Genomic DNA, 24254 nt, shown 5'->3' with positions numbered 1-24254 from the left:
GCCCTGGGCAACGCCCAAGGTCTGACGTGGCTCCGATCCACGCGGCCAAACGACCGCTTTGGACACGCAGCCGGGTTGGAGTACCGTCCCGCATGCGGGACGGAATCACGCCCCGCACTTCCCATGACGCGAATCTGACCACGGTCGGAGCACCTTCCGCCGGGAGCCTATCAAGGGACATGTGAATCCTGATTCCGTCCCGCATGCGGGACGGTACTCCAACCCCGGCGCGAACCTCTACGAGGAAGATAGGACGATCATCGCCCTGCTCCCGCGGTTCATGCCGGATTTTCGCTCTCGCCATTACCCCCCGCCACCACTCCACAAAAAAATCCAGGCCCTCGTGAGAGGGCCTGGATCCAAACAACAACTGATGAACTGAATGAAGAAGCCTTACCTTTAGAACCGGACGGTGACGCCAACGCGGAGCGCGACGGGTGAGCCAGGGGTGATGTTGTTGTTGTTGTGCGCGGTGCTGTAGTACTCCGTGTCGAAGATGTTCTCGACGTTGACCTGGGCGCTCAAGTTGTCGTTGAAGCGATAAAACACTGCCGCGTCAAAGCGCACGAAGCTCGGCACGGTGACGGAGTTGTCAGCCGCGGCATAGATTTCGTCGCGGTAGATGGCACCGATACCCACACCCCAATGTTCATTGAAGTCGTAGCGGTTCCACACCGACACTGAGTGCCGCGGGAGCTGCTGGATCGGAGTGCCTGCGGCGATTGCGCCGCTCGCGGCTTGGGTTTCGCCCTCTTGATAGGCGTATCCGGCGGTGATGCTCCAGTTGTCGGTGATCTGACCGGCAAGACCCAATTCGATGCCCTTGACCTGCTGTCCATCGACGAGGATGAGCTTGGTGGAATCGTTGGGATCAGCGATCGCCTGATTGGAGCGGTCCAGCTGGTACGCAGCGGCCGTGAGCGACAGCCCAGGGGTCACATCCCACTTCACACCTGCTTCGAAGTTCTCAAACTCTTCAGGCTTGAGTGCAGCGTTGGTGACGGAGAGGGATGCAAGCTGTTCGCCAGCGCGCGGCACGTACGACAGGGTGTAGCTGCCATAGATGGAGAGATTCTCGACCGGCTTGTAGATCAGGCCTGCACGAGGGGACCACAGATCATCAGAGGTCTCGATATCTTGCCCGCTACGGTTGTTGTGGAAGTCCACGTCCAGCAGATCAACACGCAACCCGGCCACCAATTGGAGCTGGGAGGTGAGCTGGATCTGGTCCTGCAAGTAGAGCGCGACACCCGTGGCCACGCTGTTGTTGTCGGCATCGCTGTCGCTTTGGCGGAAGAAGAGCGGCCCATTGTAGCGGGGATTGTAGGCAGACACGCTGCCCAGCGAGGTATTCGCGGTGGAGCTGGAATAACCCGTCTCACGGAAGTTGTCGGTTTCCTGACGGCTGAACTCCACGCCGGTCAGCAGGGTGTGTCCGATGGGACCGGTGTCGAAGTTGAACACCACATCCGTCTGGTTGATGAAGTTCTCACGCTCCGTCGCGTTGTTGTAGGCGCTGATGGGGACCAATCCGCCGTGCACGGCACCGCCTGCAAAGACGTTCTGGTAGAACTTGTCGTAGTTCGAGTAGCGGGTGGCGTTGCGCAGCGTCGTCCCATTTTCAAACTTGTGATCGATCGAGGCCGTGAACGAGAACACGTCCACATCAGTCGGGCTGCGGTCCGGATCACCGAAGAAGGTGGACTCATCGGTCTGGAAAGGCCTGCCATTCTGAGAGGGAATGCCACGGTCAGCAGTGCGCTCGTCATGGAAGTACTCAAAGCCGACACGAAGCGTCGTGTTCTCAGAGATCGCCAGTCCAAAGGTGGGGTTCACGCCGATGCGCTGGTTGTAAACACCATCGCGATAGGAGTCTGAGTCTTCAAAGAGCCCGTTCAGACGAAGGGCGGCAATGCTGCTCAGCGACTGGTTGAGATCAAGAGTACCGCGATACTGGTCCCAGGAGCCGCCGAGTGCCGAGAACTCGTAGAAGGACTTGCCATCAAGCACGGCTTGCTTGGAGACGCGGTTGAGGACACCACCGGGGCCGCCACGGCCGAAGATCATGCCACTGGGTCCCTTGAGAACTTCAAGGCGTTCAATGTTGTAGAAGTCGCGATAGTACTGGGCATCGTCGCGCAGACCATCGATGAAATAATCTCCAGTGGAGCTGTTGCCGCGAAGAACCACCGTGTCGCGGTTGCCTTCACCTTGGGCAGTGCCCACACCAGGAACGTAGCGGACGGCGTCACCGATGCTGGTGACCGCGGTGTCGCTGAGGAATTTTTCCGTCAGGACGGTGACCGATTGAGGCGTGTCAATGAGCGGTGTGTCCGTCTTGGTGGCCGTGGTGGTCCGGGTGACGGCATACGGCGTGTCGCGTGTTGCTTCGACCACGACCGGCGGGAGCGTGGTGGCGGAATCACTTGGAGCCGGGGCGTTTTGGGCGTGAACCACTGCCGTGGTGGCAGAGATTCCGAGCAGACTGACCGCGAGCAGTTCGCCTTTCGACCGTCTCAAAAGACGAGCCCCGGGTTGCTGGGAGTGGGTTGTGTGGTTGAGCCAATGTTTAGCCATAGACCCCGATCATTGACCAATGATGGCTTCGATCAATTTGCTATTGCGACGCCATATCATTTGTTAGGTTTCTGTTAGTTTCTTGTTAGAAATTCGTGCCGTGGCGGGAGATGACGGAAGCGTTAGGATGATGTCACCATCTGGTTAATCGAGGGTGGTAGAGGAATGGGTATAGCCGCCTCATCCGTGGAGGTGGGTTTCCCGCAGCCAGATGCAGTTCCTCACCTCTCTCGACACCACGCTGTTAAGAGCCATCAACCAATCGATGGCCAATCCGTTCTTCGATGTCCTCATGCCGTTCATGAGTGGCAACACGGCGTTCTTTCCCCTGTTGATTGTGCTGGCCACCGTGGCCATCAAATTGGGTGGCACTCGAGGAGCGTTCATGGTCGCCATGATGGCCCTCGCAGTGCTCATCGCCAGCAACTGGGTGTGTGCCCCGCTGAAGGAGTTGTTTATGCGACCCCGACCCGCCATGACGCTCTCCGACGTCCGGCTGCTCACGGGCAATGGTCAGGGCATGACTTCTCTCCCCTCCTGTCATGCCACCAACTGGGGTGCCATGACCGTCGTAGCCTGGCTGTTCTATGCCCGCACCTGGCGTCTCATGGTACCGCTGGCCCTGCTGGTCGCCACGTCCAGGGTGTATCTGGGGGTGCACTATCCCTCTGACGTGCTCGCTGGGCTGATCATCGGTGGGGCCACAGGCTGGACAGTGACCTACGGTGTGGATAAGATCTGGCAGGCAGCAGGTCGCTTGCTCTTCCCCTCATGGTGGGCACGCCGCCCCTCCCTCTTGAAAGCTGGGCCAAGCAGCCCCCCCTCCAATCTTGCTGAAGCATCCTCCGCCAGCTGGCGACACGCTACTTGGGCCCTGCTGTTGATCCTTTTTGCCACCAGGCTGGCCTACATCTCCAGTGACGTCATCGGCCTCAGTGAAGATGAGGCCTATCAGTGGATGTGGAGCAAGCATCTGGACTGGGCCTACTACAGCAAGCCTCCCATGATCGCCTGGGTGCAGTGGCTCGGCACTCATCTCTGGGGTGACACCGCCTTTGGCGTCCGCTTCATGTCACCTGTGCTGGCACTGGCGTTTGGCATCATGGTATGGCTGTTCCTGCGCCGGCGGACGAGTGAGCAGTGCGCCTTCTGGGTCATTGCGGCCATTTCTGTCACCCCTCTCTTCGCGGTAGGGGCCACTCTGTTGACCGTTGATGCCCCCACCGTGTTTTTTCACACTGCGGCTGTTCTGTCGGTGTGGGTCGCTATTGAACGAAAGAGCTATGGCTGGTGGGTGGTCAGCGGGATCGCCATGGCTCTAGGATTCCTTAGCAAGTTCTTCTCCCCCTTCCTCTGGTTGGGCCTGCTTCTGTTCGCGTGGTGGACGCCCGATTTCCGCCAACGCATCGGCTGGAAAGGGCCAGTTACGGCTTTCCTGCTCAATGCTCTGGGAACGGTGCCAGTGATCCTCTGGAATGCTTCCCACGGCTGGATCACCGCCACTCATCTTCAGGAACGCGGTGGCCTGGACCATGTTGCCGGACTGCATCTGGAACATCTGCTCACCTTTCTCGCCTCCATCGTCGCGTTGCTGAATCCCGTGTTCTGCATCGCGATCGCCATGGCCCTCTGGGGCTTTGTTCGGATCAAGGAAAAACAACCGCTGTGGAAGTTCCTCTTTTGCTCCACGATCCCCGTCCTGCTGTTCTACACTTTGCTGGCCTGCCGGGCCAAAGCCCAGCCCAACTGGATCGCCCCCGTAGCGCCGGCACTGTTTCTCTTCGCCGCACTGGCGTGGCACGCCCGCTCACAGGTCAGCCACGCTCTGACGAAGCGCTTCCTCGTCACAGGGCTTGTCCTAGGGTTCCCTGTGGTGCTCTTCCTGCACGACACTCATCTTCTCACCAAGGCCTTTGGCGTCACGCTGAGTGAGAAGTCAGACCCGCTCACCCGTGTGCGACAAGGGCAGCCTCTGGCGGAACTGGTGCAAAAACAGATGAAGCTACTGGCCAGGGAAGGGCCGCCGGTGTTCGTCATCTCAGACCACTACGGACGGGCCAGCCTGCTGAACTTCTATCTGCCAGATGCGCAGCGAGTTCTGCCGGAGGACCAGTTGAGTTATGTCCTCAATACTGACAAACCCCAGAATCAGTACTGGTTTTGGCCCGGCTATGAGGCTCGCACCGGGGAGAACGCCATCTTCGTGGTGAATTCCGCCAACCCCAGGAAGGCACCCAAGCAGCTCGTGCAGGAGTTCTCAAGCGTCAACAGCATTGGCATCTTCACACTGCGTAGTGAGAGCAGGGCTGTGGGCCATGTCCAACTCTTCGCGTGCCGTGGCAAGAGATCCTCCGAGCCCGCAAAACCTGCCCCGCAAAAGTTTGAACCCTCCATAGAGGCCGATACGGCGACAGGAGTGGCGCTTTACTCCGCCCATAGGTTTGAAGAAGCCGTGAACCATTTTCGAGAGGTGGTCCGGCGCAGCGAGAAATTGCTGGGGCCGGAACATCATCAGACCCTGGCCAATCGGAACAATCTCGCCAATGCCCTCAATGCCATGGGCAGGTCTGCCGAGGCAGAAGCGGAACACGGCATGGTACTTGCCATCAGAGAACGGCTCATGGGGCCTGATCACACGGATGTTCTCATGAGCAGAAACAATCTCGCCACCGCCTTGCTGACTCAGGGAAAAGTCACCGAAGCAGAAGCTCAGTACAAAATCACTCTGCGCACTCGCGAACGTCTGCAAGGGCCGGACGGATTCGATGTACTGAAAACTTGCTTCGCACTGGCAGCCTGCCTGGAAGCCCAGCAGAAGCAGGCAGAGGCATTGGCATGGGCCAGAAGAGCAGAAACAGGTTGGGGCTCAACCCTTGGCGCCTCTCATCCCGCCACGATCAGCGCCAGGGCGGCACGCGAGAGAATCGAAACATCATTGAAGCAGAACGAGACTGCCCACGGGCCAGAGCCCGGCAGATAACTGAACCGTTAGGTGCATGTCACCATCGAGTTAGGCAGGGGTGTCATGCTGTGGCCTCCACATGTCGCGATCAAGTCCGCCTACTACCCCACCTCAGAAGGTGTCCGTTGTCGTTCCCTTCTTTAACGAGGGTGAGAGTGTCTCCGCCCTGCTGGACGAACTCCTTGAAGTCCTGGGTCACGCAATGGCCACCTACGAGGTCATCGCCATTGATGATGGCAGCACTGATGACACCTTCACCATCCTCCAGGCCTTTGCCCTGCGCTGGCCCGCGCTGAAGTTCGCGAGGCACCCGCACAACCAGGGTCAGGCCTCCGCGTTGTGGACAGGATTCAAGCTCGCTTCAGGTGACGTCGTTGTCACATTGGACGGCGACGGTCAGAATGATCCCCATGACATTCCTTGCTTGATCAGCAAGCTGACGGCTGATGGAGCCGATATGGTCAGTGGATTCCGCCAACAAAGGAAAGACTCCCTGGTGCGCAAACTGATGTCCCGCACTGCCAACGCCGTTCGAAACAGCCTGCTCCACGATGGTGTGCATGATGCAGGCTGCGCTCTCAAAGCCTTTCGCCGGGCAGTGGTCTCCAGCTTTGTCCCCATCCGGACTCTCTACTCCTTCATGCCCGCCATGGCGGTCGCCGCCGGCTTCCAGGTGGTGGAAATGCCGGTGAACCACCGGGAGCGCAAGGCGGGGATCTCGAAGTACGGATTGCGCGTCATGTTCTGGCGTCCAGCCCTCGACCTCCTGGGTATGTGGTGGTTCAGAAGCCGTCGGCTCAAGGAGGCCTGCCTGTGAAAAAGGCAACCTTCGAGTTGTTTCAGCGATACGCCTGGCTGCTTTGCAGCGCGGCGGTACTGCTCGCCTTTCTGGGCACCCGCGGGCTCAATGAACCGGATGAAGGCCGGTACGCTGAAATCGCACGCGAGATGGCGCAGAGCGGTGACTGGCTGGTGCCCACGCTCAATGGCTTTGAGCACTTTCAAAAGCCACCCCTCATCTACTGGCTCACAGCCCTGAGCATCCGGGTTTTTGGAGCCAACGAGTGGGCTGCGCGGCTCCCCTCGGCGCTGGCCGCCCTGGGCACCGTCTGGCTCACGTATCTGATCGCACGGCGTCTCTGCTCTGAGACCGTGGCCAGAAACGCGGCTCTCATCCTCGTCTCCAGCGTGGAGTTCTTTGCCCTGGCCAGACTGTTGACGCCGGACATGACCCTCACTTTCTGGATCACCGCCGCCATCGCCGCGTTCGTCCACCGGCGGCACTGGTTGTTCTTTGTGGCCATGGGTTTGGGATTCCTTACCAAGGGTCCCATGGCTGTGGTTGTGCCTCTCTCAGCAGCATTGGCATGGCAGATCACGTCCCGGGGCACCCCGGAGGTCCGGCATCTCCCGTGGGGTCGCGGCACCCTGGTCGTCCTGGGCATCGGACTTTCATGGTTCATCATGCTGAGCATTCAGAGCCCGGAGCTGCTCAGCTACTTCTGGAAGTACGAGCTGGTCCAGCGGTTTGCATCTCGAACTCATGGTCGCTCCCAGCCCTGGTGGTTCTTCCTGCCCGTGATCACCCTCGCCCTGCTTCCGTGGACCTTCTTCCTGGTGAAGCCCCTTCGCACCTTCTGGCACAGGTGGCAGGAAGGCACCGTTTCTCCCCCGCAGGCCCTACTGGCGGGGTGGGCGGCAGTGCCCTTTGTCATCCTCACCTGCAGCGGCTCCAAGCTGGTCACTTACGTCCTTCCCCTGCTCCCGGCGCTGGCGATCGCCATCGGCTCCAGCTTTGCCTCAACGCGAAGAGTATGGAAGATTGCCGTGCCCACCATGGCTTGTTGGCTCCTCGCTGCCATCAATGTGGACCACTTTGGCCCCTATTTTGCCAGGCAGGCCTCCGTAAAAGACCTCGCCGAAGCACTGGAGGCGGAAGCCAATAGTGAAGACGCCATCCTTTTCACCTGTGGAGTACGCGCCCATGGGCTGGCCTTCTACGCGGAAGAACTCGTCTCCACCACCAAAGGGGACGCGGACATTGTCCTCCCGCTCGCGCCAGCACAGTCGGCACGAGTGTTTCGCAACGCCCGACACTGCCTCGACACACTCTCCACCGGAGAGCTGGCCTACGGCATCGTTGACCAGGAACGTTTTGCCAGCTCCTTCAAACCAAAGGGATGGCGGGCCTTGCGCACAGAGGGGGACTTTGTCCTCATCACCAACCGCGACTCGAGGTCTTTGGTCCAGACCCGGTGAGCACCCACCGTCATCACCCGGGCCCACCTACGAGCCCTCAGCCATCCAACTGCTCAGAAGTTCTTTTCTCGACATCAGCGTTAACGTCGCCTGGGCGGCGTCAAACTCCCCTTGGTGAATGGAGCTCTCCTCCAACCATGCCTGCAAGGCAGCCGCATCCTCCTCAGTCCACCTTGATTCATCCAGACTGCGCACGAGCCAGATGATGGCCATTTCTGTGGCCGGATGCATGAGAAAGCTGTCATGGGAAACCGGCCCCACCGAGTACATGTCTAAATTGGGCTGGATCATTTCCTTCACGGATTAATGGCACAACAGCATGCAATCTCCCACCACACTGCAGCGTGCAGGACGTCGCACGGCTCCACTAAAACTCGCCGCTACGGCTGCTTTCTTCCAATTACAATCTTGTTAGAACTCGCGTGAACGATCTTCACGGGAGTGGCCCGGCTCAACATTTCCAGGGCCCGGTCCAGATCGTGAATCTGGATGGTGCCTCGTATCTTGTAGTCGGCCAGCCCCTGGTCTTCCAACGTGATTTCTCTGCGATGATAGCGCCGCAGATCCGCCACAACCTGGGACAACGGCCGGTCACGGTAGATCAAGCGGCCCTGACGCCAGCTCCCAAAGACACCTGGCATGATCTGGCTGGGCTCCGTTGCACGCCCGTCCGGCAGCCACACCAACTGCTGGCCTGCAGCGATGCGTACCGGCACCGCAGGCGGCCCTGTCAGTGCCGTCAGCTCGACCAGCCCCTCAGCCACGCTCACCTCGATTTCCTCGTCCATGGCCCCGTGTGGATCAAGAGCGCGTTTGTGCACGTCAAACGTGGTGCCGATGTCCCGCACCAGGACGTTGCCCGCTGTCACCTCGAATGGCCGGGCGTCCTTACCCACCTTGAAAATTGCGCCACCGCTTTCCACCGCAAGCTTGCGTGATGCTTCAGTAATGCGGCATCGCACCTTGGATTGCGCGTCCAGCGTGATCCGTGTCCCGTCAGACAGCACCCACTCCCGTATCTCCCCCACCCCAGTGCTGTAGAGATCCCGCTGGTGCAGATAGTAGCCACCGGCCACCACCAGTGCCGCGGTCATGGCGGTCGCAGCGAGCCAGCTCCGCCTCTTCGACATCCCCCGGCGCACTTGGCCTCCGGAGCGGTTCACGATGGCCTCTGCCTGCATCTCGGCAAGAGACTCCGGCATGGACATGAGCTTATAGGCTGTCTCCGCTTCTCTGTACTCCCGCTCGTGTTCCGGGGATTCCTTGCACCAGGCCTGGAACGCGGTCTCCTCCGCAGAAGTCCAGCTGCCCCCATCGAGCCTGAGCATCAGCCACTCCACCGCCTGCACGGCGATTGGCGAATGGCCTGGGGTCGTTGGGTTGGTCTCGCCGCTTTCCTGCATGAATGATTCGTCTTTAATACAAAGACGCATTTGGCGGTATTGCAGCCAGATTATTTTCCTAAACCGACCTCTGATCGTCGTTCAGAGCCCCTTTGCAGGTCAGCAGCGCAAAGGCCATGTGTCGCTTCACTGTGCTGGTGGACAGCCCCAAGGTTTTGCCGATTTGCTCGTAGTCCAGCCCCAAGAGCCGGTGCAACACGAAGATCTCCCGGCAGAGATCAGGCAGGCTTGCCGCCGCCCGGGAGACCCGACGCAGTTGCTCCCTGTACATCGCCAGCTGGGACGGATCAGCCGACTGGTCGGCAATCTCCCCAGCCCGGGAATCCGCCAGCGCCTCCGTAGGGATCCTGGGCGCACGAAAACGGTCCACTAGCAAATTGCGCGCCGTCCTGAATAGCACGTGCTGAGGATGCTCCACCTCCTTCGTCGGTTGCCACTTTGACAGTCTCGCAAAGGTCTCCTGAGTGAGGTCTGCGGCTTCATGTTCGCACCCTACTTTCCCAAGGAAGTACTGTTTCACTCGATCATAATCCGGCAGGATTTCGTCGAGAAAGGGTGAGATGCCTGAGTGGCCCATGCCCCAATTATTGCACCTGAGACGCTATCGCAAGAACTATTCACCGCAGGAATGTCATTCGGAGCCCCTTCGCACGGCACCCCCCTCAGCTGGCGGACGCCACCGGCACCGCGGAAACTAATTTTGAGAATCGTGACCCGAGCACGCCACCGTCCCGTCTTCTTTGGATGACGACCTCTCGTCAAGCTCCCCGGACCTGGTCCGCATCCTCCCCGCATCATGCTCATCCCGACTCCCAAGCCCACTCGCTGGCGACAGATCCTGGCAACTGCCATCACCCTCGTCGCGCTGGCCTCGCCCACCACCCAGGCGCAGAATGCCCAGACCTTCGACTTTAAGCAGGCCCCCACCTCGTTGGGAGACGCCCTGGAGCGCCTCTCCTTGACGACCGGCATTGACGTCATTGTCAGCAGCAAGCTGGTGGCAGGAAAGCCCGCCCCCGCACTGAACGGCAGCTACTCGGCGCAGGCCGCTCTGGCCAGGCTTCTCGCCGGCAGCGGACTCGTCCATGAGTTCACAGCACCCGACGCCGTCATCGTCGTGGCCCCCTCTGCATCAGGCCGCGGATCTCAGGGCGATGAAACGATGCCCGAAGTCGTGGTCACCGCAGGCGCGCCCTCCTACCTGCCCCAGGCCCCCCAATCCGTCAGCCGGCTCGGCATTCCACCTCGCGACCAGGTTCAGACTGTCAACACCGTGACTGCAAAGGAAATTGAGGACCGCGGTGCCACCTCCGTGCTCAAGGCACTGGAGAGCGTGCCGGGCCTGCGCCCCTCCCCCAGTGTGTACTCCGGCAGCGACTCCTCCCTGGGCTACGTTTCACGCGGTTTCAGCAACCAGTTCACCTACATCAATGGCCTGCGCGTTCAGGGGCTGGACTACCCCATCGACATCGCCACCGTGGATCGCGCAGATGTGTTGAAGGGCCCCGCCGGCGTGCTCTTTGGCCAGGGGGACCCCGGCGGCACGCTGAATGTCGTGACCAAGAAACCCCAGGCCCAATCCTTCAATGAGCTGGGCTTCACCTACGGCAGCTTCGACTTCTACCGCGCCACGCTGGACTCCACAGGCGTCCTGTTGTCCCGCCCCGGCACCACGCCGACCGCCAGCCCTCTCACGGCCAAGGGGGCCAAGGAGGTGCAACCAGTCACCGCCGCAGCCGAGCCCGTGCTGCTCTACCGTCTGAACGCCGCCTACCAGAACAACGAGAGCTATCGCGACTTTGTTGACGAGGAGCGTTATCTCATCGCTCCTTCCGTCACCTGGATCATCAGCGAGGACACCAAGCTGAATGTCGAGTTTCAGTACTTCCGTGAGGAGTTTATCGCCGACCGCGGCCTGCCGACAGATCCCGCTTCTCTCAAGGCCGCACGCAACCTCTTCGTGGGCGAGCCGGACATGCCCCACTCCACCACGGAGACCTACAACGCGATGCTCCAGTTTGAGCACCGCCTCAGCGACAACTGGACCTTCCGCCAGAACACCGCCTTCTTCTATCAGGACCTGGAGAACTACGAGATCGGCACCAGCGGCACGCCCGTGCCTGGCACCAGCTCCCTCTTCAACCGCTACGCCTCCAAGAGTTGGGGGGAGAACACCTTCCTGACGCTGCAGTTTGAGCTGCACGGGCAGTTCAACACCGGCAGCGTGGCCCACACCACCGTCCTCGGCGCGGAGTACTCCTACCGGGACTTCTCCTACGGTTTCCTCGATCCCGCCACGCCCATCGGACCCATTGACATCTACAACCCGAAGTATGGCACCTTCAACTTCAGCGGCCCGTACACCACCAGCTGGGCACCCGAGGGCTATGGCGATGACTCCTATGGCGTGTACTTCGACCACCAGGTGAAGTTCAACGACCAGTGGCGCCTGCTTCTGGGCAGCCGCTATGACTGGTCTTACGGCTTCTACTACAATGCGGACACCGGAGCCGAATACGGTGCCAGCGACAGCCACGCATGGAGCCCGCGGGCGGGCCTCGTCTGGTCCCCCCTGCCCTCGACAGATCTCTACGCCTCGTACTCACGCACCTTCAAGCCCAACCTCTTCAGCGATGGCGCTGGCAACTTCTTCGATCCAGAGATCGGCGAGGGCTACGAGGCCGGCTTCCGCCAGCGCTTCATGGATGACCGCCTGCAGCTGACCGGGTCCGTCTTCCAGATCGTGAAGGAGAACATCCTGAACGCTGACCCCGACGATCCCACCGGCCGCACTCAGATCCTCAATGGAGAAGAGCGCGCCCGGGGCTTTGAGTTTGAGCTGAAGGGCGACCTTCTGCCCGGTCTGGAAGTGTCCGCAGGCTACACCTATCTCGACGCGGAGATCACCGAGTCCAACGAGTACCCCGTGGGGAGCGCCTTGATCAACGCGCCTGAGAACCAGGCCAACGTCTTCCTCCGCTATGAGTTCCAGTCCGGGAACCTGAAGGGCTTCTTCCTCGGTGCGGGTGCTTTTTATGCAGACGAGCGTCTCCGCGCCTCCTATGCGAACTCCACCCTCGTGCTCCCCAGTCAGGTGCGTTTCGATGCCAATGTGGGCTGGCACAATGACCAGTGGCGCGTGCAGGTGAACTTTGAAAACCTGACGGACGAGGACCTCTACGAGAGCCGCGCCGCCAATGTCTACCCCCAGGCAGGATTCAACGTCCGGGCCAGCATCAGCTACAAGTTCTGACCGGGCCACCTCCGGGCATGCGCAAGCAGATCTGGCGTCTTCATTCCTGGCTCGGCCTTCTGGCCGGGCTGGGTTTGCTTGTGATTGGCCTCACGGGCTCCATCCTGGTCTTCTCCAGCGAGATCGATGCCGTGTTGAATCCGGCGCTCGTCCGCGTGAAGCCGGCCGGAAGCCGGATGTCCTTTGACTCACTCAAAGCAAGGGTTCTGGAACAACTGCCCGGCTGGGAGATCAATCGCTGGTACCTTTCCTCTAACCCGGAGGCTGCAGACACGGTTCGAGTCTCTGCACGTGACCACGCAGCAGACCTCCCCACCTTCGTGAACCCCTACACAGGCCAGGTCCTGGGCAAACGTGACTGGGGCCAGGGCCTGGTCGGCTGGCTCCTCGAACTGCACTACAGCTTTCACGCCGGTGCCTGGGGCGTGGTCGTCGTCGGCGCATGCGCCGCCCTGCTCCTCGCCAGCAGCCTGACCGGCATCTATCTTTATCGGGACTTTTGGAGACATTTCCTGCGCCTGCGCTGGAAGGCCAGCATGCGACTCTTCTGCTCGGACCTGCACAAGGCCATCGGCATCACCAGCCTCGCATTCAACCTCATCCTGGGATTGACCGGTGCCTGGTGGAATCTGCAATCCGTCCCGTACCTGTGGAAACCTGAACCACCCGCTGCCCCCCTGCCCGTGCCCCAGACAGGTCCACTCACCTCCCTGGACACAGCCATGGTTACAGCTTAGCAGGCCTTTCCAGGTCTGGACCTTTCGGAGCTGATCATCGACTTCCCCCAGCAGCCTGGCGATCCGCTCATGCTGCTGGGCCGCGCACCCTCATGGAATCCACTCCGCAGCCCCTGGGGCAGCACCGTCACGCTGGACGCCCGGACGGGTGCGGTCATCGAACTCACCGACATCCGGCAGGGCACCCTGTGGAGACAGTTCGAGGACATGATGGGCCCCCTCCATTTCGGCAGCTTTGGCGGGCTCCCCGTCAAGCTCCTCTGGTGCCTCGGCGGCCTGACCCCCGCCATCCTCGCAATCAGCGGAAGCGTGATCTGGTGGCAGCGCTCCAGGGGCCGGAAGAAGCGCTGATCACTCCCCGGCATGCCGCAGCGGCAGACGGATCTTGAACTCCGTCCAGTGACCGTCAGAGCCCTCCAGCGTGACATCGCCCCCATGCGCACGGGCCAGTTCACGAGCCAGGCTCAAGCCCAGCCCCCGCCCGGGGACTGAGGCGGAATGCTCCTCCCGGTAGAATCGCTCAAACAACTGTTGTGAAGCAACCTCATGACGTGCCACGCTGGTGTTGGCGATCCGGATCACCGCAAACGCTTCCTCCTCACGCGCCGTCACCTTGATCGTTCCCTGGGGGATGTTGTACTTGATCGCGTTGTCCAGCAGGTTGTGGATGATCTGGGTGAACCGGCTTTGGTCCACCGGCACCATCAGCTCCGCGGGGATCTGGGCCTCAAAGTTCAAACCCCTGTCCTCCGCCATGATGATGGCATCCTCCAGGCAGGACTCGAGTATCTCCGAGGCATTCTGCATGGCAAAGTCCAGCTTGAACTGGCGGGCATCCATGCGGGAAAGCAGGAGCAGATTCCCCACGATGGATGCGAGCAGGGTGGTCTGCTCCAGCAGGGCGTTGAGCGGGGGCTTCATGTGGCTGGGCACCTCGGAGGATTCCAGCAGGTCCTCCACCCCCGCGCGCAGCAGCGTCAGCGGCGTCTTGAGCTCATGCGAGGCATCGGCGCTGAAGCGTGTGGCCTGGTTGAAGCTCACCTGGAGCCGATCCAGCATTTCGTTGAAGACATTCGTGAGGCGCCCGATTTCATCCTGAGTGGTGGCCGCGGGTAGTCGCTTGCCCAGATCCGCCGCCGTGATCTGCTCCGCCGTCTGCGCCAGGAGCCGCACCGGCGCCAGGGCCTTGCCTGATATGACGCCCCCTCCCACATAAATGACCGTGAGCAGGAACGGCAGCGCGATCAGGTAGGCGACGGCGAGCTCCTTCGTCGCATCATACACCTCGTCCAGATCCATGGCATAGCGCACCACCACGCCCTTTGACTCCGTGACCAGTGCCCTTACCGGCTTGCCCTTGAGGTGAACGTAGCTGAACCCCTGCGGCAGGCCTGCCATGACGCCTGGCGCCACATTGGCGGACCGGCAGACCACCTCCCCCTGCTCGTCGGCAATTTCCACGAAACGCTCGGGCTGCCCTCCGGGGTGGAAGATCTTGATGGCCGTCTGCTCTGCACCCCACTGGCTTTCCCCCCGATGCTTCGACGCCATGTCGATGTAGTGCCTTGATGTGCCCAGCAGCCGCTCCTGCGTCGCCTCAAGCTGCTCATGGTACACATGGATGAGCGTGAAGATGCCGGTGGGGACCAGCGCCACCGCCACCACCAGCGCCGACCACAGCGCAATCTTGAGCCGGAGCGAAAGCTTTCTCACGGATTCGAATTCGCTTTGAGTGAGTAGCCGACGCCCCGCACGGTATGAAGGATCCGCTCCTCCCCCTCCTCTTCAATTTTCTTCCTCAAGCGCTGCACATAGACGTCCACCACATTGGTACCGGTGTCGAAGTGATAGCCCCAGACATGCTCGCACAGGGAGGTGCGGGAGTGCACCCGCCCGGGTGACCTCATCAGGTACTCCAGCAGCGCGTACTCCCGCACCGCCAGTCTGATGGACCTGCCTGCACGCACGACCTCCCTTGTGAGCAGGTTCACAGACAGATCCGCCACTTGCAGGATCACGTTCCGCTCCGGCGTGGCCCGCCTGTTCAAGGCCGCCACCCGGGCCAGCAATTCCCTCATGGCAAAGGGCTTGCCCATGTAGTCATCCGCCCCGAGTTCCAGCCCCTCCACCCGCTCCGACACTTCACCACGTGCCGTGAGGACAAGCACCGGCGTCGCCACGTGACGCTCCCGCAGAAGCTTCAGCACGCTCAGCCCGTCGCGCCCCGGCATCATGATGTCCAGGATGATCGTGTCATAGGCATTGGCCAGAGCCAGCCTGAGTGCGTCGTTTCCGTTGTGCACCTCTTCCACGACATAGCCCGCCTCTGCCAGCGCCTTGCTGATGAAGCTGGCAACCTTCTTCTCGTCTTCGACTAGCAAGATGCGCATGGGGGGGTAACAACAAGGGTCCGTAAAGCCTGCGCCCGGACCAAGCCTGCAAAGCCCGCACCAGGCACCGCCGCAACATCAAACTACGACTGGCAGACTTTGCAAACAGGAAGCCCCGCATCAGGGCCCCGTCATCCCCCAGACACCCGCCCGGCAGACCGCCAGGAACAGCGCAGGCCACCACAGGGGCCTTATGGTTATTTCACACAACCCCCAGATTCTAACAGAACTGTAATGATCGATCGGGCGGCCTGTCATCACGGCATCCGGCCCCTTCACCGCCGCCCCATGCCGCACCCCTTTCTTGACAGGACCGCCCGGTTGTGGGCGAACTGGGGCATGAAAAGCTGGCTCGTCTATGCACTCATCTCCATGGTCTTCGCAGGCCTGACCTCCGTGGTGGCAAAGATTGGCCTGACCGGCGTCTCCGCCGAGCTGGGCATCGCGGTACGGACCTGCTTCGTGTTCGCCTTCGTGATGGCATTCTCCGCCTGGGCCGTGCCCCCGGCGCAGCTCCAGAGCCTGACCGGCAGCAACTATCTCTGGCTCGGCATCTCCGCCGCCACCACCACCGTCTCCTGGATCTTCTACTACAAGGCCATCAAAGACGGCGACGTCTCCGTCGTGGCCTTGATCGACAAAGGCAGCGTCGTCATCGCCGTCCTACTCGCCGTCCTCATCCTCCATGAAAAACCCACCGGCAAGACCTTGACCGGCAGCGCCCTGATCGTGGCCGGCCTGCTCGTGATGGTGAAACGGTAATCTGTTGGAAATGGCCAGTCAATTTTGCTTGCTGGTTGAATCACCCGCAATCCAACTCTGACCATCTTGTACAGCCCCACGAGTCCCCAGAAATAGACAAGCACCCCTGCCACTCCCACAGCGAGGGCAACTACCCGTTGGAATCGGCCGATGAACCACCACATGACCGTTTCGGAGTTCACGGTGGCGTAGAACAGGATTGCCCCAGGAATCCAGACCATCACGAAAGCGAGCCCGGTTGCGAGGCATCCTAGACTAGCTTGGCCGTTTGAGTTGGAGGTATTGCCCGACATGATTCAGAAATAGGAGTTGGCAGTAAGGTCGGCTCACTTCGAGTTCAACATCGACTCGACGGCAGCCTTCCCCAGCAGGACGCCGATGCCGAAGGCAATCTCCCCTACCTCCGACTTTGTGGTGCCGGTCGTTTCGATCACCTCATGGGCCGTCACGGTCTGCAAAGCGTTGTTGTAGGTCAACCGGAGTTTGGTATGACCGTTGGCCTGGATGATCCCGTGCCAGTAAAGCGTGTAGTCCACGGTGTAGCGGTGAATGTCCGCCGCAGAGGTCTTTGACGCCCCGTCTTTCCACTCGATGGCAACATCATTTACCGAAACGCTCACTCCTGTCCCAATCGGGTGAACGGAGGAGAAGAGGGCTTGTGCGCCCGTTTGGGTGGAACCGTCTGCGAGCTGAACATCCGCGTTGAGATCGGTTTCCACCATAAGCAGGAACCGATTCTTGAATGCCTGTTCAGTGAGAGTTGCCGCCTCGTCGGTCGAGTCCTGGATAGTGACAGCCCATTCGCCTACCTGCTTGCCGGTGCCAAGCTTGGCATTCGGTGAGGTGATGTATTCGCCGGAGAGCTTCCCACTTCGCTGGGTTCCGTCCCAGTCGATGGACAGACCCCAGTGGGGATCCCGGGTACTGAACTGGTACCGGTTTCCCACTTTCTTGCCAGCCACGGGCCCGCTTCCGACCAGCCATCCGCTGATGGACATGTACCCCTGCAAGGTGCCGTCGGCCTTCTCTAGGACGAAGAGCTTCAGCAGTCCATCAATGCCGTGGGTGACGTTCCGGCAAGTCCCGGAGAACAGGAGGGTTTCGTCGGCAACAGCGACAGGAGCAGCTCCGAGAAGGGAAACCGCGACGCAGAGGGCGATCAGAAGAGATTTCATCGAAGTGAGGGCGGTTAGGGAACTGGGGGCGAAAGGGCGGAGACGGGAAGGGACTGATCAGAACTTTCGGGACATGCCGATGCCGCACTTTGAGCACTTCGGCTGGAAGTAGGCCGTGGTGGAGTAGCCGCAAAATCGGCATTCCCAAGCTGGGACCGGGTTCTGAGCGGTCACTGGCGGCTCGGCAGGCACCCGCGCGATCAGTAGTCCGGAGCAAGTACCAAGGGACGAAAGGAGTAGGAGGATGTGGAGGGGTTTCATAGCAGAAGAGAATTCGGGGGGGGTTGATTCGAGGGCGATACTCAGGGTAGACATGTCCTAATTAGGACATACCCGATAGCGATTGCAAGTTCTAACCTGTAGGATTGTCGCAAGATCCCACAGCAGAGTTCACCCAAACCCTGGCAGCAGTGTTTCGCGAGGCCCGCCAGAACGCTGGGCTTTCTCAGAAGAAACTGGCCGAGGTCTCGAAGGTGGGCAGGACCGGAATCATCATGCTGGAAGCTGGAACACGTGTCCCCTCGATCTTAATTTGCAAACTTCTGGCTGACGGCCTTGGCGTTCCTCTCTCCGATCTCATCTCTGAGGTGGAAACGCGGAGCAATTCATGATGCTCTGATCACAATGCTTTGCAGGACAGACCTAGCCCTGGAACTTGTATTGTAGACACTATACTTCGAGAAAACCAACACTCAATGAGACGCGCTTCGCTTCTTGCGCCTTGGGGGAGAAGGTGTTACTGATAATCAGTCATGGCATTCCAAGATTTGGTCGAAAGCCTCCGAACGATGATCGTGTCCCATCGTGAACACGACGAGGATGCCTTTCGACGTGGTACTGAGGCGATTATACGAGCGTTCACGGTCCAGAATCGACCCAGCGAAGCTCGGGCACTTCGAGAGGCTCTTCGCCCCAAAGAATTGAAAAATGGAACGTCATCTGTTGCCCCTCCTTCGGCCGCAAATCTTTCAATCTCGGTTCTTACGCGACAGATGCCAGGATTGATCTCATTCAGTCAAAGTTCAGATTCCCGCCATTTGGTTCTTCCCAAGGAAACTCTCAATTCCATTGACATTGTTTTGAGAGAACATCGGTCTGCAACCAAACTTGCGGAAGCTGGCTTGATGCCTCGTCGCAAGCTGCTCTTTTGGGGGCCACCGGGGTGTGGCAAAACCGCTACGGCACAATGGCTAGCTCAAAAGTTGGGATTGACATTTGGAGTCGTTCGTTTGGCTGCCTTGATTACCAGTTACGTTGGCGAAACTGGCGCAAATATTCAAAAGGTACTTCAGATTGCCAATCAGACCCCCATGGTGCTTCTCATTGATGAGGCAGATGCAATTGCAAAGTCGCGCGATGATAATAATGATGTAGGGGAGCTTAGGCGGGTGGTAAATGCTCTGCTGCAAGGTCTGGATTCATTCACGTCGTCCCAAAGCATCGTGATCCTCGCGTCGAATCACACTCATTTGTTCGACAGTGCTCTTTGGCGTCGTTTTGACGATGTTGTGGAGTTTCCACTTCCTTCCGAAGCGGACCGGTTGGCACTTTTGAAACATCTCACTAGCGGAATTAAGATTGCGGGGAGCCTGAGTCCCGTAGCAAAAGGCATGGCGGGTTGCTCGTTTGCCGAAGTGGAAAGGGCCGTTTTTGAGGTGGCAAAAGAGACCGTTATTGAGAACCGTGCTTCCGCGAGGAACTCTGACATTCTCAAAGCGGCGCAGCAGTTCAAGAAGAAGATTTCCTCGGCGACTACGCGCAGAAGAAAACCGCTTCCCAATGAACACCGAAATGCCACCGTTGCCGTTTGCGGCACCTGACGTCCGCATAAGAAGAAGGCAGCGTCACCCTGTACCTACCATAGTTCCTTTCACGCCGCAGCAGCGGCGAGATGTGGCGTCTCGTGTCATCGCTGAGAAAATCAAAGTCGAGCGGGCGTTTTCCTCCTTGACTCCGGAACAAAGACGGGCGGTGATTCTTAAACTCAAGCATGATCGACCACTTGGTTTGAAGGATCTGAGTGGAACAAGCTTGCATTTCCTCGGCGAGCCAGGGGATGATGAAAGTTTGGTCTACTCTAAAGAGGTTAATCTCGACAAGCTTGCAAACCGGGCGCTAGAGTTTGAAGCGGGGAGCAGGCCGGGTCTGATACGACAACCCGGACTCATAACGAAGCTGACAGCTCTAGACATCGCCGATCCAAAAGAGCGCCTGTCAGATGAGTTTCACGAGGTCTACGAAACTTTGACTTCTGAAGACCATGTCGTATACGAAATTGAGGTAAGCGCGACTCAAGCAAGTCGAGATTCCACCAAGAGACGGGAAGTTGAAAATATTGTGGCCGAGATTCGAGCTTCTCTCGGTCGAGGTATCCATGGTCACGTTTATGACACGGATTTCCAAGGCGAAGGTGCTATCCTAATGGTTGGAACAAAGGGGAGCAAGCTCGCGGAGTGGGTTGAAAATCCAAAGTGGTGGCGAAAGATCTCACGTTTCGAACTGCGCCCAAGGTTTCAAACGATGAGCGAAGTATTCAACGCTTTCAATGTAGATAACATCACGATTGCCCCGCCGCCTCCCGATGCTGAGACGATCTGTGTAATTGACAGCGGCATTGCGACAGGCAACCCTTTCTTGGGACCCGTCACAAAACCCGCTGACAGTCGTTCTTGGGTGTATGGTGCATCCCCAACCGAAGATGCCCATGGACATGGTTCTGGTGTAGGTTCGCTGGCGGCGTTTCATTCGATCGGCTTTGCTGATGGTGATCAGAATCAGGCCACGGCCTGGATTGCGAGCGCCCGCATCATGACTGACGCGGGAGAATTGGATTCTCCTCGACAAGAAGATGCGGTTGAGGACAGGGCACAGCAGGCCTGGCTGCTTTCCCGAATCCTCCGCGAGATAGTTGAGCATTTTGTTCCACAGGGTGTGAGAATATTTGTCCTGGCATTTGAAATGCAGGGGCACATCTGGAGTCACGCGACTCGACGCCAAGTTGCACGAAATGCGTGGATTGCCAGAACGCTCGATCAGCTTAGTCGCGAGCACGACATAGTGTTTGTGGGCATCACTGGCAATGTTGCGCCGCTAGAAGCAGAAGAGCTTGAAGAAGAAACCCAAGCACCATATCCACATTACCTATTAACTCCTTTTGCAAAGTTGCTTGACCCTGGGCCTTCCGCACTCAGCGTCATCTGCGGCTCGCTTGCGCACTCAACGCATTTGGCGGGTGCCGCTCATTCGCTCATTGCCAATTTGGATGAGCCCTCCCCTTTTAGTAGAAGCGGCCCTGGTTTTGGGCGCGCCATTAAACCGGACGTTGTCGAATACGGGGGCAGTTTGGTGCGCGACGTTGAAACCAACAGAATAGTCCGAAATATGGGCACTGATGTTGTGATGGCGAGCAACAGGCTGACGCCCGCATTGCAACGGAGTATTGGGACCAGCTTCGCAGCACCACGCATAGCCAATCATCTGGCAACAATCTTGCGTGATTGCAAAATCCTCGGTCTCAACCCTAGCGCAACGCTGCTTCGTGCGTTCCTGGCCGTGTCTTGTAAAAAACCTTTGATTCCGGCCAGTTTCACCAAAGATCAGGCATTGGCACTGGTTGGCTACGGGAGACCTGATGGAAGCGCTGCAATGCATTGCCGAGGCCATTCCGTGCTGCTGTATTGGGACGGTTCCTTGGAGGTTGATTCCACCGCGATTTTTAGAATTCACGTGCCTTCCGAGTTAGCGAGCACTGGCCGAAGCAAGAAGAGTATTACCGTTGCGGTCGCCACTTCACCTCACGTCCAGAAGTGGGGTTTCGGAGAATATTTGGGTGCTAGATTCAAGTTTTGGCTTTACCGCGGTGATAAGCCGACTGCGGATATTATGGCTCAACATCAGCGAGATCAAGATGAGCCCAATGTCGCAACAGAGGACAGTATTGACCATTTCATTGGCAATGTGGGAATCAATCAGCGCAGCGATGGGGCGCTCCAACATGACGTCTTTGAGTGGGCAGAGCATCAACCAGGGTACAGCGCGAACGACTACACCCTCGCAGTTTCCGTCTTGGGCGCGGCCAGATGGTTGAAAGACGATCAAAAAACAGTCCCGTTATCTGTGGTCGTCCGAATAGAAGAAGAATCCGGAGTCTTCCAACAGCTTTATGCCCGCGTCAGAGAGCGTGTCCGGGCTACGGCATAGATGACAGATAGGCCAGAGTGTTTGAGGGGACGGAAAAAGCACAGGTTTGGCTGCACCCAACAGCTAAAGAAAAGGCCCGCTGTTTCAGCAGAACCCTTCCTCCTGAACAGCCTAGTTGAGCCCAAGCCCAACATGACTGTCCATCAACCCGTGCAACGCCTCCGTCCGCTTGGGCAATTCCGCCAAGCTTCCCTCCTTGAGGGATTCCGTAAAGGCATTGAACAAGCTCCAGGCATTGCGCGGTTGGAACACCTGGTGCCGCGGTTCCCGCCATTCACCCAAGACAGATGGGATGAGCCGGTTGCTGCACACGCCGACATCCGTTGCTCGGATGATGAGATCATGGGCCGTGACGTCGTCTAGACTGGCTTCCTTGTAGGCCGCAATCCGCCGGTCCTGGTGCGTCCACTTGGACATCAACTGACCGATGGACCTCCCCGTGAGCAGAGGCAGATCCCGCACAATGTAGCGGGTGTGTTTACGGGCGAACTTCACCTCGCCTGAAAACGACAAATTATCACAAACAAAAACGCTGGCCCCGGCCACGATGCCGGCGGGGAACGTCTTGTCGTGGCTGTTGCGCAGGCCCAGGACCCAGCAGTAGTCGTCGTTGGCCCGACCACCGTTGATCTCCATGAGACCAAAGTAGCGCTGGCCTTCGTGACTGAGGCTGTGAGCCTGGGTGCCAATACGCAGCCCTGCCGCACCCAGAGCCCGTTGCACGGTCTGGATGAGCTGGGCATGCGGAATGGGCGTCCAGGTGGAAGTAGCACGGGGAGTGCTGACGCCGGCGACGTCTGCCATGTCGACGGTATGGGCTCCACAATGGAGCATGAGGTTGGGCATGCGACGCACGCGCGGTGGTTCAATGAGTTGGTTCATGGTGATACTTGGTTTGAAGGTTTGGATTTCTAAGGGGGGTGTTGATGGGTGGATTGTCGGGGGAGTGAGCTGTCCGAAAACAAAGCGGCCAGGTCACCCTGAGAAGGATGAGCCTGGCACGTGGGCGAATTCGAACTGGTGGAGATGACGTCTAGAACCGGATCCCCTGGAGGGACCGCAAGGTGTGCCGCACCGTCTGCAGGCCTCGCTGGGAGGAACGCTGATCCCGCTGGATTAGACGGAGCTTGCCGGTGAGGTCCTTGATCTGTGACAGACTCTTGGTGCAGGAATCCCTCAACTGGTCGAGCGACTCCAGAACGTCCTCCAGCCGGGGTGAACCCGGTTCTGCAGGTGGCTGGAGTCGGGGATCTGCCAGAGGGTTTGAATTGATGGGTGGTTTCATGTCGGGTGCTGAATGGGGATGGGGGGCTTTGATCGGGGGCAAATGACGAGGCGCCGGGGCGTTGACGGGGACAGGGCCGGGTTCGGGATCGGAGGTGGTCCTGACCCGGACGGGCATGACGATGAGGCGACGCCCGCCCTCGCGGAACCGCAGGGGGCTGAGTTCATCAATAAGGTCGAGCTCGAGCAGCCCGAACTTGAGGGCCTTGAGCAGCAGGAGCCGGTTGCAGAAGACTGTGACTTCCACCCCCTGCCCCGATGCACCCGGCACGGCCACCTCATCCCAGGCTTTGCCAGCATTGGCAGGGTGGTGAAGGAACTGGACCTTGCCGCCTCGCCATTCGATGCCAACGGTGCGGAATTCATCCTCCTGCTCTTCCATCTGCTCCAGCATTTGGAGGACGCCATCAAGCTTCAGGGGATCGAATCGGATGGCCGTCATGAACCGTTTGTCGCCGGGTACCACCTGCCGCCAGGAGGGGTAAGGATGATCGATGACCCGGGTGATGAACCGCCAGCGGCGGGAACTGATCTGCACATGGTCCAGACCGTTGTGAGCGCCCTTGGTGAGCCACCACTCGCCATCTGATTGAAAGTCCCGCCACGCCAGAAACTTGTGCCGGGGCAAGACCAGAGAATGGGGCAACGCCAGCTGGAGTGAGTTGCCGCTGTACAGGTGCTTCCCGTCGGTGCCCACCACATAGTGGGCATCAGGCACGCTGACATCGATGCAGACGCCCTCCAGCACTGGCCGGGTGTGGTCCTTGCTGGTGCAATCCATCGCCTCCTTCAGCGCCGTGCGGAACGGTCCGGGTAAAGGAACAGGTTCGCCAGCGATTCTGGGCAGGTCGGGATACTCGGCCACAGGAAGGGACCGGAGCTTGTTCATGCCGATCTTGCCTGCGAGGGCAAAGCTTGCGCTCACGCACTTGGGCGAGGTTTGCTCAATGCCGATGCTCTCTTGTCGGACGCAGGCTTTGGCAACGCGCACCAGATCGTCAAAGTGAACGAGCAGGGTACAAGGGTCGCCCTCGGCAGGCTGTTCCAGCCGGACGGTCGCGTAACGCTCCAGATTGGTGGCCGTCAGGCACACCCAGCCGTCGACGGTGCGTTCAATCCGCAGGCACTGAAGCACCGGCAGAGTAGACTGACGGTGGATGATCTTGCCCAGCCCGGTGAGAGCCGGTTTGAGTTCTGCCATGGGCAGCGAGATGGGGGTCATGATGAAATCCTTTCAAAATGGGTTGGGGCT

At 59.3% G+C, this 24254-nt stretch carries 18 protein-coding genes; 9 read left to right on the top strand and 9 right to left on the bottom strand.

Annotation, left to right across the window (positions count from 1 at the left end; genetic code table 11):
- Positions 1 to 399 precede the first annotated feature (399 nt).
- On the bottom strand, positions 400 to 2520 hold the full coding sequence (locus BV034_RS06825; protein WP_265592717.1) for a TonB-dependent siderophore receptor: 2121 nt from the start codon (positions 2518 to 2520) through the stop codon (positions 400 to 402).
- A 268-nt stretch (positions 2521 to 2788) separates the two neighbouring features.
- Between BV034_RS06825 and BV034_RS06820 the strand changes: the two genes are divergently transcribed.
- From BV034_RS06820 to BV034_RS06810, 3 genes are all read left to right on the top strand, one after another.
- Positions 2789 to 5557, top strand: a complete 2769-nt coding sequence (locus BV034_RS06820) for a tetratricopeptide repeat protein (RefSeq protein WP_050025428.1) — start codon at positions 2789 to 2791, stop codon at positions 5555 to 5557.
- Positions 5558 to 5657: 100 nt separating this feature from the next.
- Positions 5658 to 6356 carry a glycosyltransferase family 2 protein gene (locus BV034_RS06815; protein WP_265592716.1) on the top strand — a complete coding sequence of 233 codons (699 nt, stop codon included), beginning with the start codon at positions 5658 to 5660 and terminating at the stop codon, positions 6354 to 6356.
- Entirely contained in the window at positions 6353 to 7798 is a 1446-nt protein-coding gene (locus BV034_RS06810) for a glycosyltransferase family 39 protein (protein WP_050025422.1), read from the top strand. The genes BV034_RS06815 and BV034_RS06810 overlap by 4 nt, the downstream gene beginning before the upstream one ends.
- A gap of 27 nt (positions 7799 to 7825) precedes the next feature.
- Here the strand turns inward: BV034_RS06810 and BV034_RS06805 are convergent, their stop codons facing one another.
- From BV034_RS06805 to BV034_RS06795, 3 genes are all read right to left on the bottom strand, one after another.
- Positions 7826 to 8089: a DUF4880 domain-containing protein gene (locus BV034_RS06805; protein ID WP_050025420.1), complete on the bottom strand. Its 264-nt coding sequence runs from the start codon at positions 8087 to 8089 to the stop codon at positions 7826 to 7828.
- Positions 8090 to 8178: 89 nt separating this feature from the next.
- Positions 8179 to 9231, bottom strand: coding sequence for a FecR domain-containing protein (locus BV034_RS06800; RefSeq protein WP_081887619.1), 1053 nt, complete (start codon positions 9229 to 9231; stop codon positions 8179 to 8181).
- 28 nt (positions 9232 to 9259) lie between these two features.
- Positions 9260 to 9778: an RNA polymerase sigma factor gene (locus tag BV034_RS06795; protein WP_050025416.1), complete on the bottom strand. Its 519-nt coding sequence runs from the start codon at positions 9776 to 9778 to the stop codon at positions 9260 to 9262.
- A 219-nt stretch (positions 9779 to 9997) separates the two neighbouring features.
- On the opposite strand from BV034_RS06795, the gene BV034_RS06790 reads away from it, so the two are divergent.
- The 3 genes from BV034_RS06790 (at position 9998) to BV034_RS06780 (ending at position 13542) form a co-directional block, all read left to right on the top strand.
- On the top strand, positions 9998 to 12454 hold the full coding sequence (locus BV034_RS06790; RefSeq protein ID WP_050025414.1) for a TonB-dependent siderophore receptor: 2457 nt from the start codon (positions 9998 to 10000) through the stop codon (positions 12452 to 12454).
- A gap of 17 nt (positions 12455 to 12471) precedes the next feature.
- On the top strand, positions 12472 to 13191 hold the full coding sequence (locus BV034_RS06785) for a PepSY domain-containing protein (RefSeq protein ID WP_050025412.1): 720 nt from the start codon (positions 12472 to 12474) through the stop codon (positions 13189 to 13191).
- A gap of 69 nt (positions 13192 to 13260) precedes the next feature.
- Complete coding sequence (locus tag BV034_RS06780) at positions 13261 to 13542, top strand: PepSY-associated TM helix domain-containing protein (RefSeq protein ID WP_050025409.1); 282 nt, start codon at positions 13261 to 13263, stop codon at positions 13540 to 13542.
- On the opposite strand, the gene BV034_RS06775 is transcribed toward BV034_RS06780, so the two are convergent.
- Together BV034_RS06775 and BV034_RS06770 are read right to left on the bottom strand one after the other, a co-directional pair.
- On the bottom strand, positions 13543 to 14904 hold the full coding sequence (locus BV034_RS06775; protein ID WP_050025407.1) for a HAMP domain-containing sensor histidine kinase: 1362 nt from the start codon (positions 14902 to 14904) through the stop codon (positions 13543 to 13545). It lies immediately after the preceding gene.
- Positions 14901 to 15581: a response regulator transcription factor gene (locus BV034_RS06770; RefSeq protein WP_050025406.1), complete on the bottom strand. Its 681-nt coding sequence runs from the start codon at positions 15579 to 15581 to the stop codon at positions 14901 to 14903. Before BV034_RS06770 ends, BV034_RS06775 begins: the two co-directional genes overlap by 4 nt.
- A 339-nt stretch (positions 15582 to 15920) precedes the next feature.
- Between BV034_RS06770 and BV034_RS06765 the strand changes: the two genes are divergently transcribed.
- The gene (locus BV034_RS06765) at positions 15921 to 16343 is read left to right on the top strand and encodes an EamA family transporter (protein WP_050025549.1); all 423 of its coding nucleotides are present in this window, start codon (positions 15921 to 15923) and stop codon (positions 16341 to 16343) included.
- 326 nt (positions 16344 to 16669) lie between these two features.
- Here BV034_RS06765 and BV034_RS06760 read toward each other — a convergent pair whose 3' ends face one another.
- On the bottom strand, positions 16670 to 17518 hold the full coding sequence (locus tag BV034_RS06760; protein WP_050025403.1) for a hypothetical protein: 849 nt from the start codon (positions 17516 to 17518) through the stop codon (positions 16670 to 16672).
- A 752-nt stretch (positions 17519 to 18270) separates the two neighbouring features.
- On the opposite strand from BV034_RS06760, the gene BV034_RS34160 reads away from it, so the two are divergent.
- Both BV034_RS34160 and BV034_RS06745 read left to right on the top strand, forming a co-directional pair.
- Positions 18271 to 19338 (top strand): ATP-binding protein, encoded by a 1068-nt coding sequence (locus tag BV034_RS34160; RefSeq protein ID WP_063768697.1) that lies wholly within the window; start codon positions 18271 to 18273, stop codon positions 19336 to 19338.
- Between the two features lie 151 nt (positions 19339 to 19489).
- The gene (locus BV034_RS06745; RefSeq protein WP_265592715.1) at positions 19490 to 21718 is read left to right on the top strand and encodes a S8 family peptidase; all 2229 of its coding nucleotides are present in this window, start codon (positions 19490 to 19492) and stop codon (positions 21716 to 21718) included.
- A gap of 111 nt (positions 21719 to 21829) precedes the next feature.
- Here the strand turns inward: BV034_RS06745 and BV034_RS06740 are convergent, their stop codons facing one another.
- Both BV034_RS06740 and BV034_RS06735 read right to left on the bottom strand, forming a co-directional pair.
- A complete protein-coding gene (locus BV034_RS06740; RefSeq protein WP_265592714.1) occupies positions 21830 to 22600 on the bottom strand; it encodes a DUF932 domain-containing protein in 771 nt (256 codons plus the stop codon).
- 151 nt (positions 22601 to 22751) lie between these two features.
- Entirely contained in the window at positions 22752 to 24224 is a 1473-nt protein-coding gene (locus BV034_RS06735) for a hypothetical protein (protein ID WP_050025394.1), read from the bottom strand.
- Positions 24225 to 24254 lie beyond the last annotated feature (30 nt).

Origin of the sequence: Verrucomicrobium sp. BvORR034, from assembly GCF_000739635.1 — a bacterium.
In the GTDB taxonomy this organism is placed as follows: Bacteria; Verrucomicrobiota; Verrucomicrobiia; order Verrucomicrobiales; family Verrucomicrobiaceae; genus Verrucomicrobium.
The sequence above is the reverse complement of the archived record's forward strand: the minus strand, read 5'-3'. Positions and strand labels throughout refer to the sequence as shown.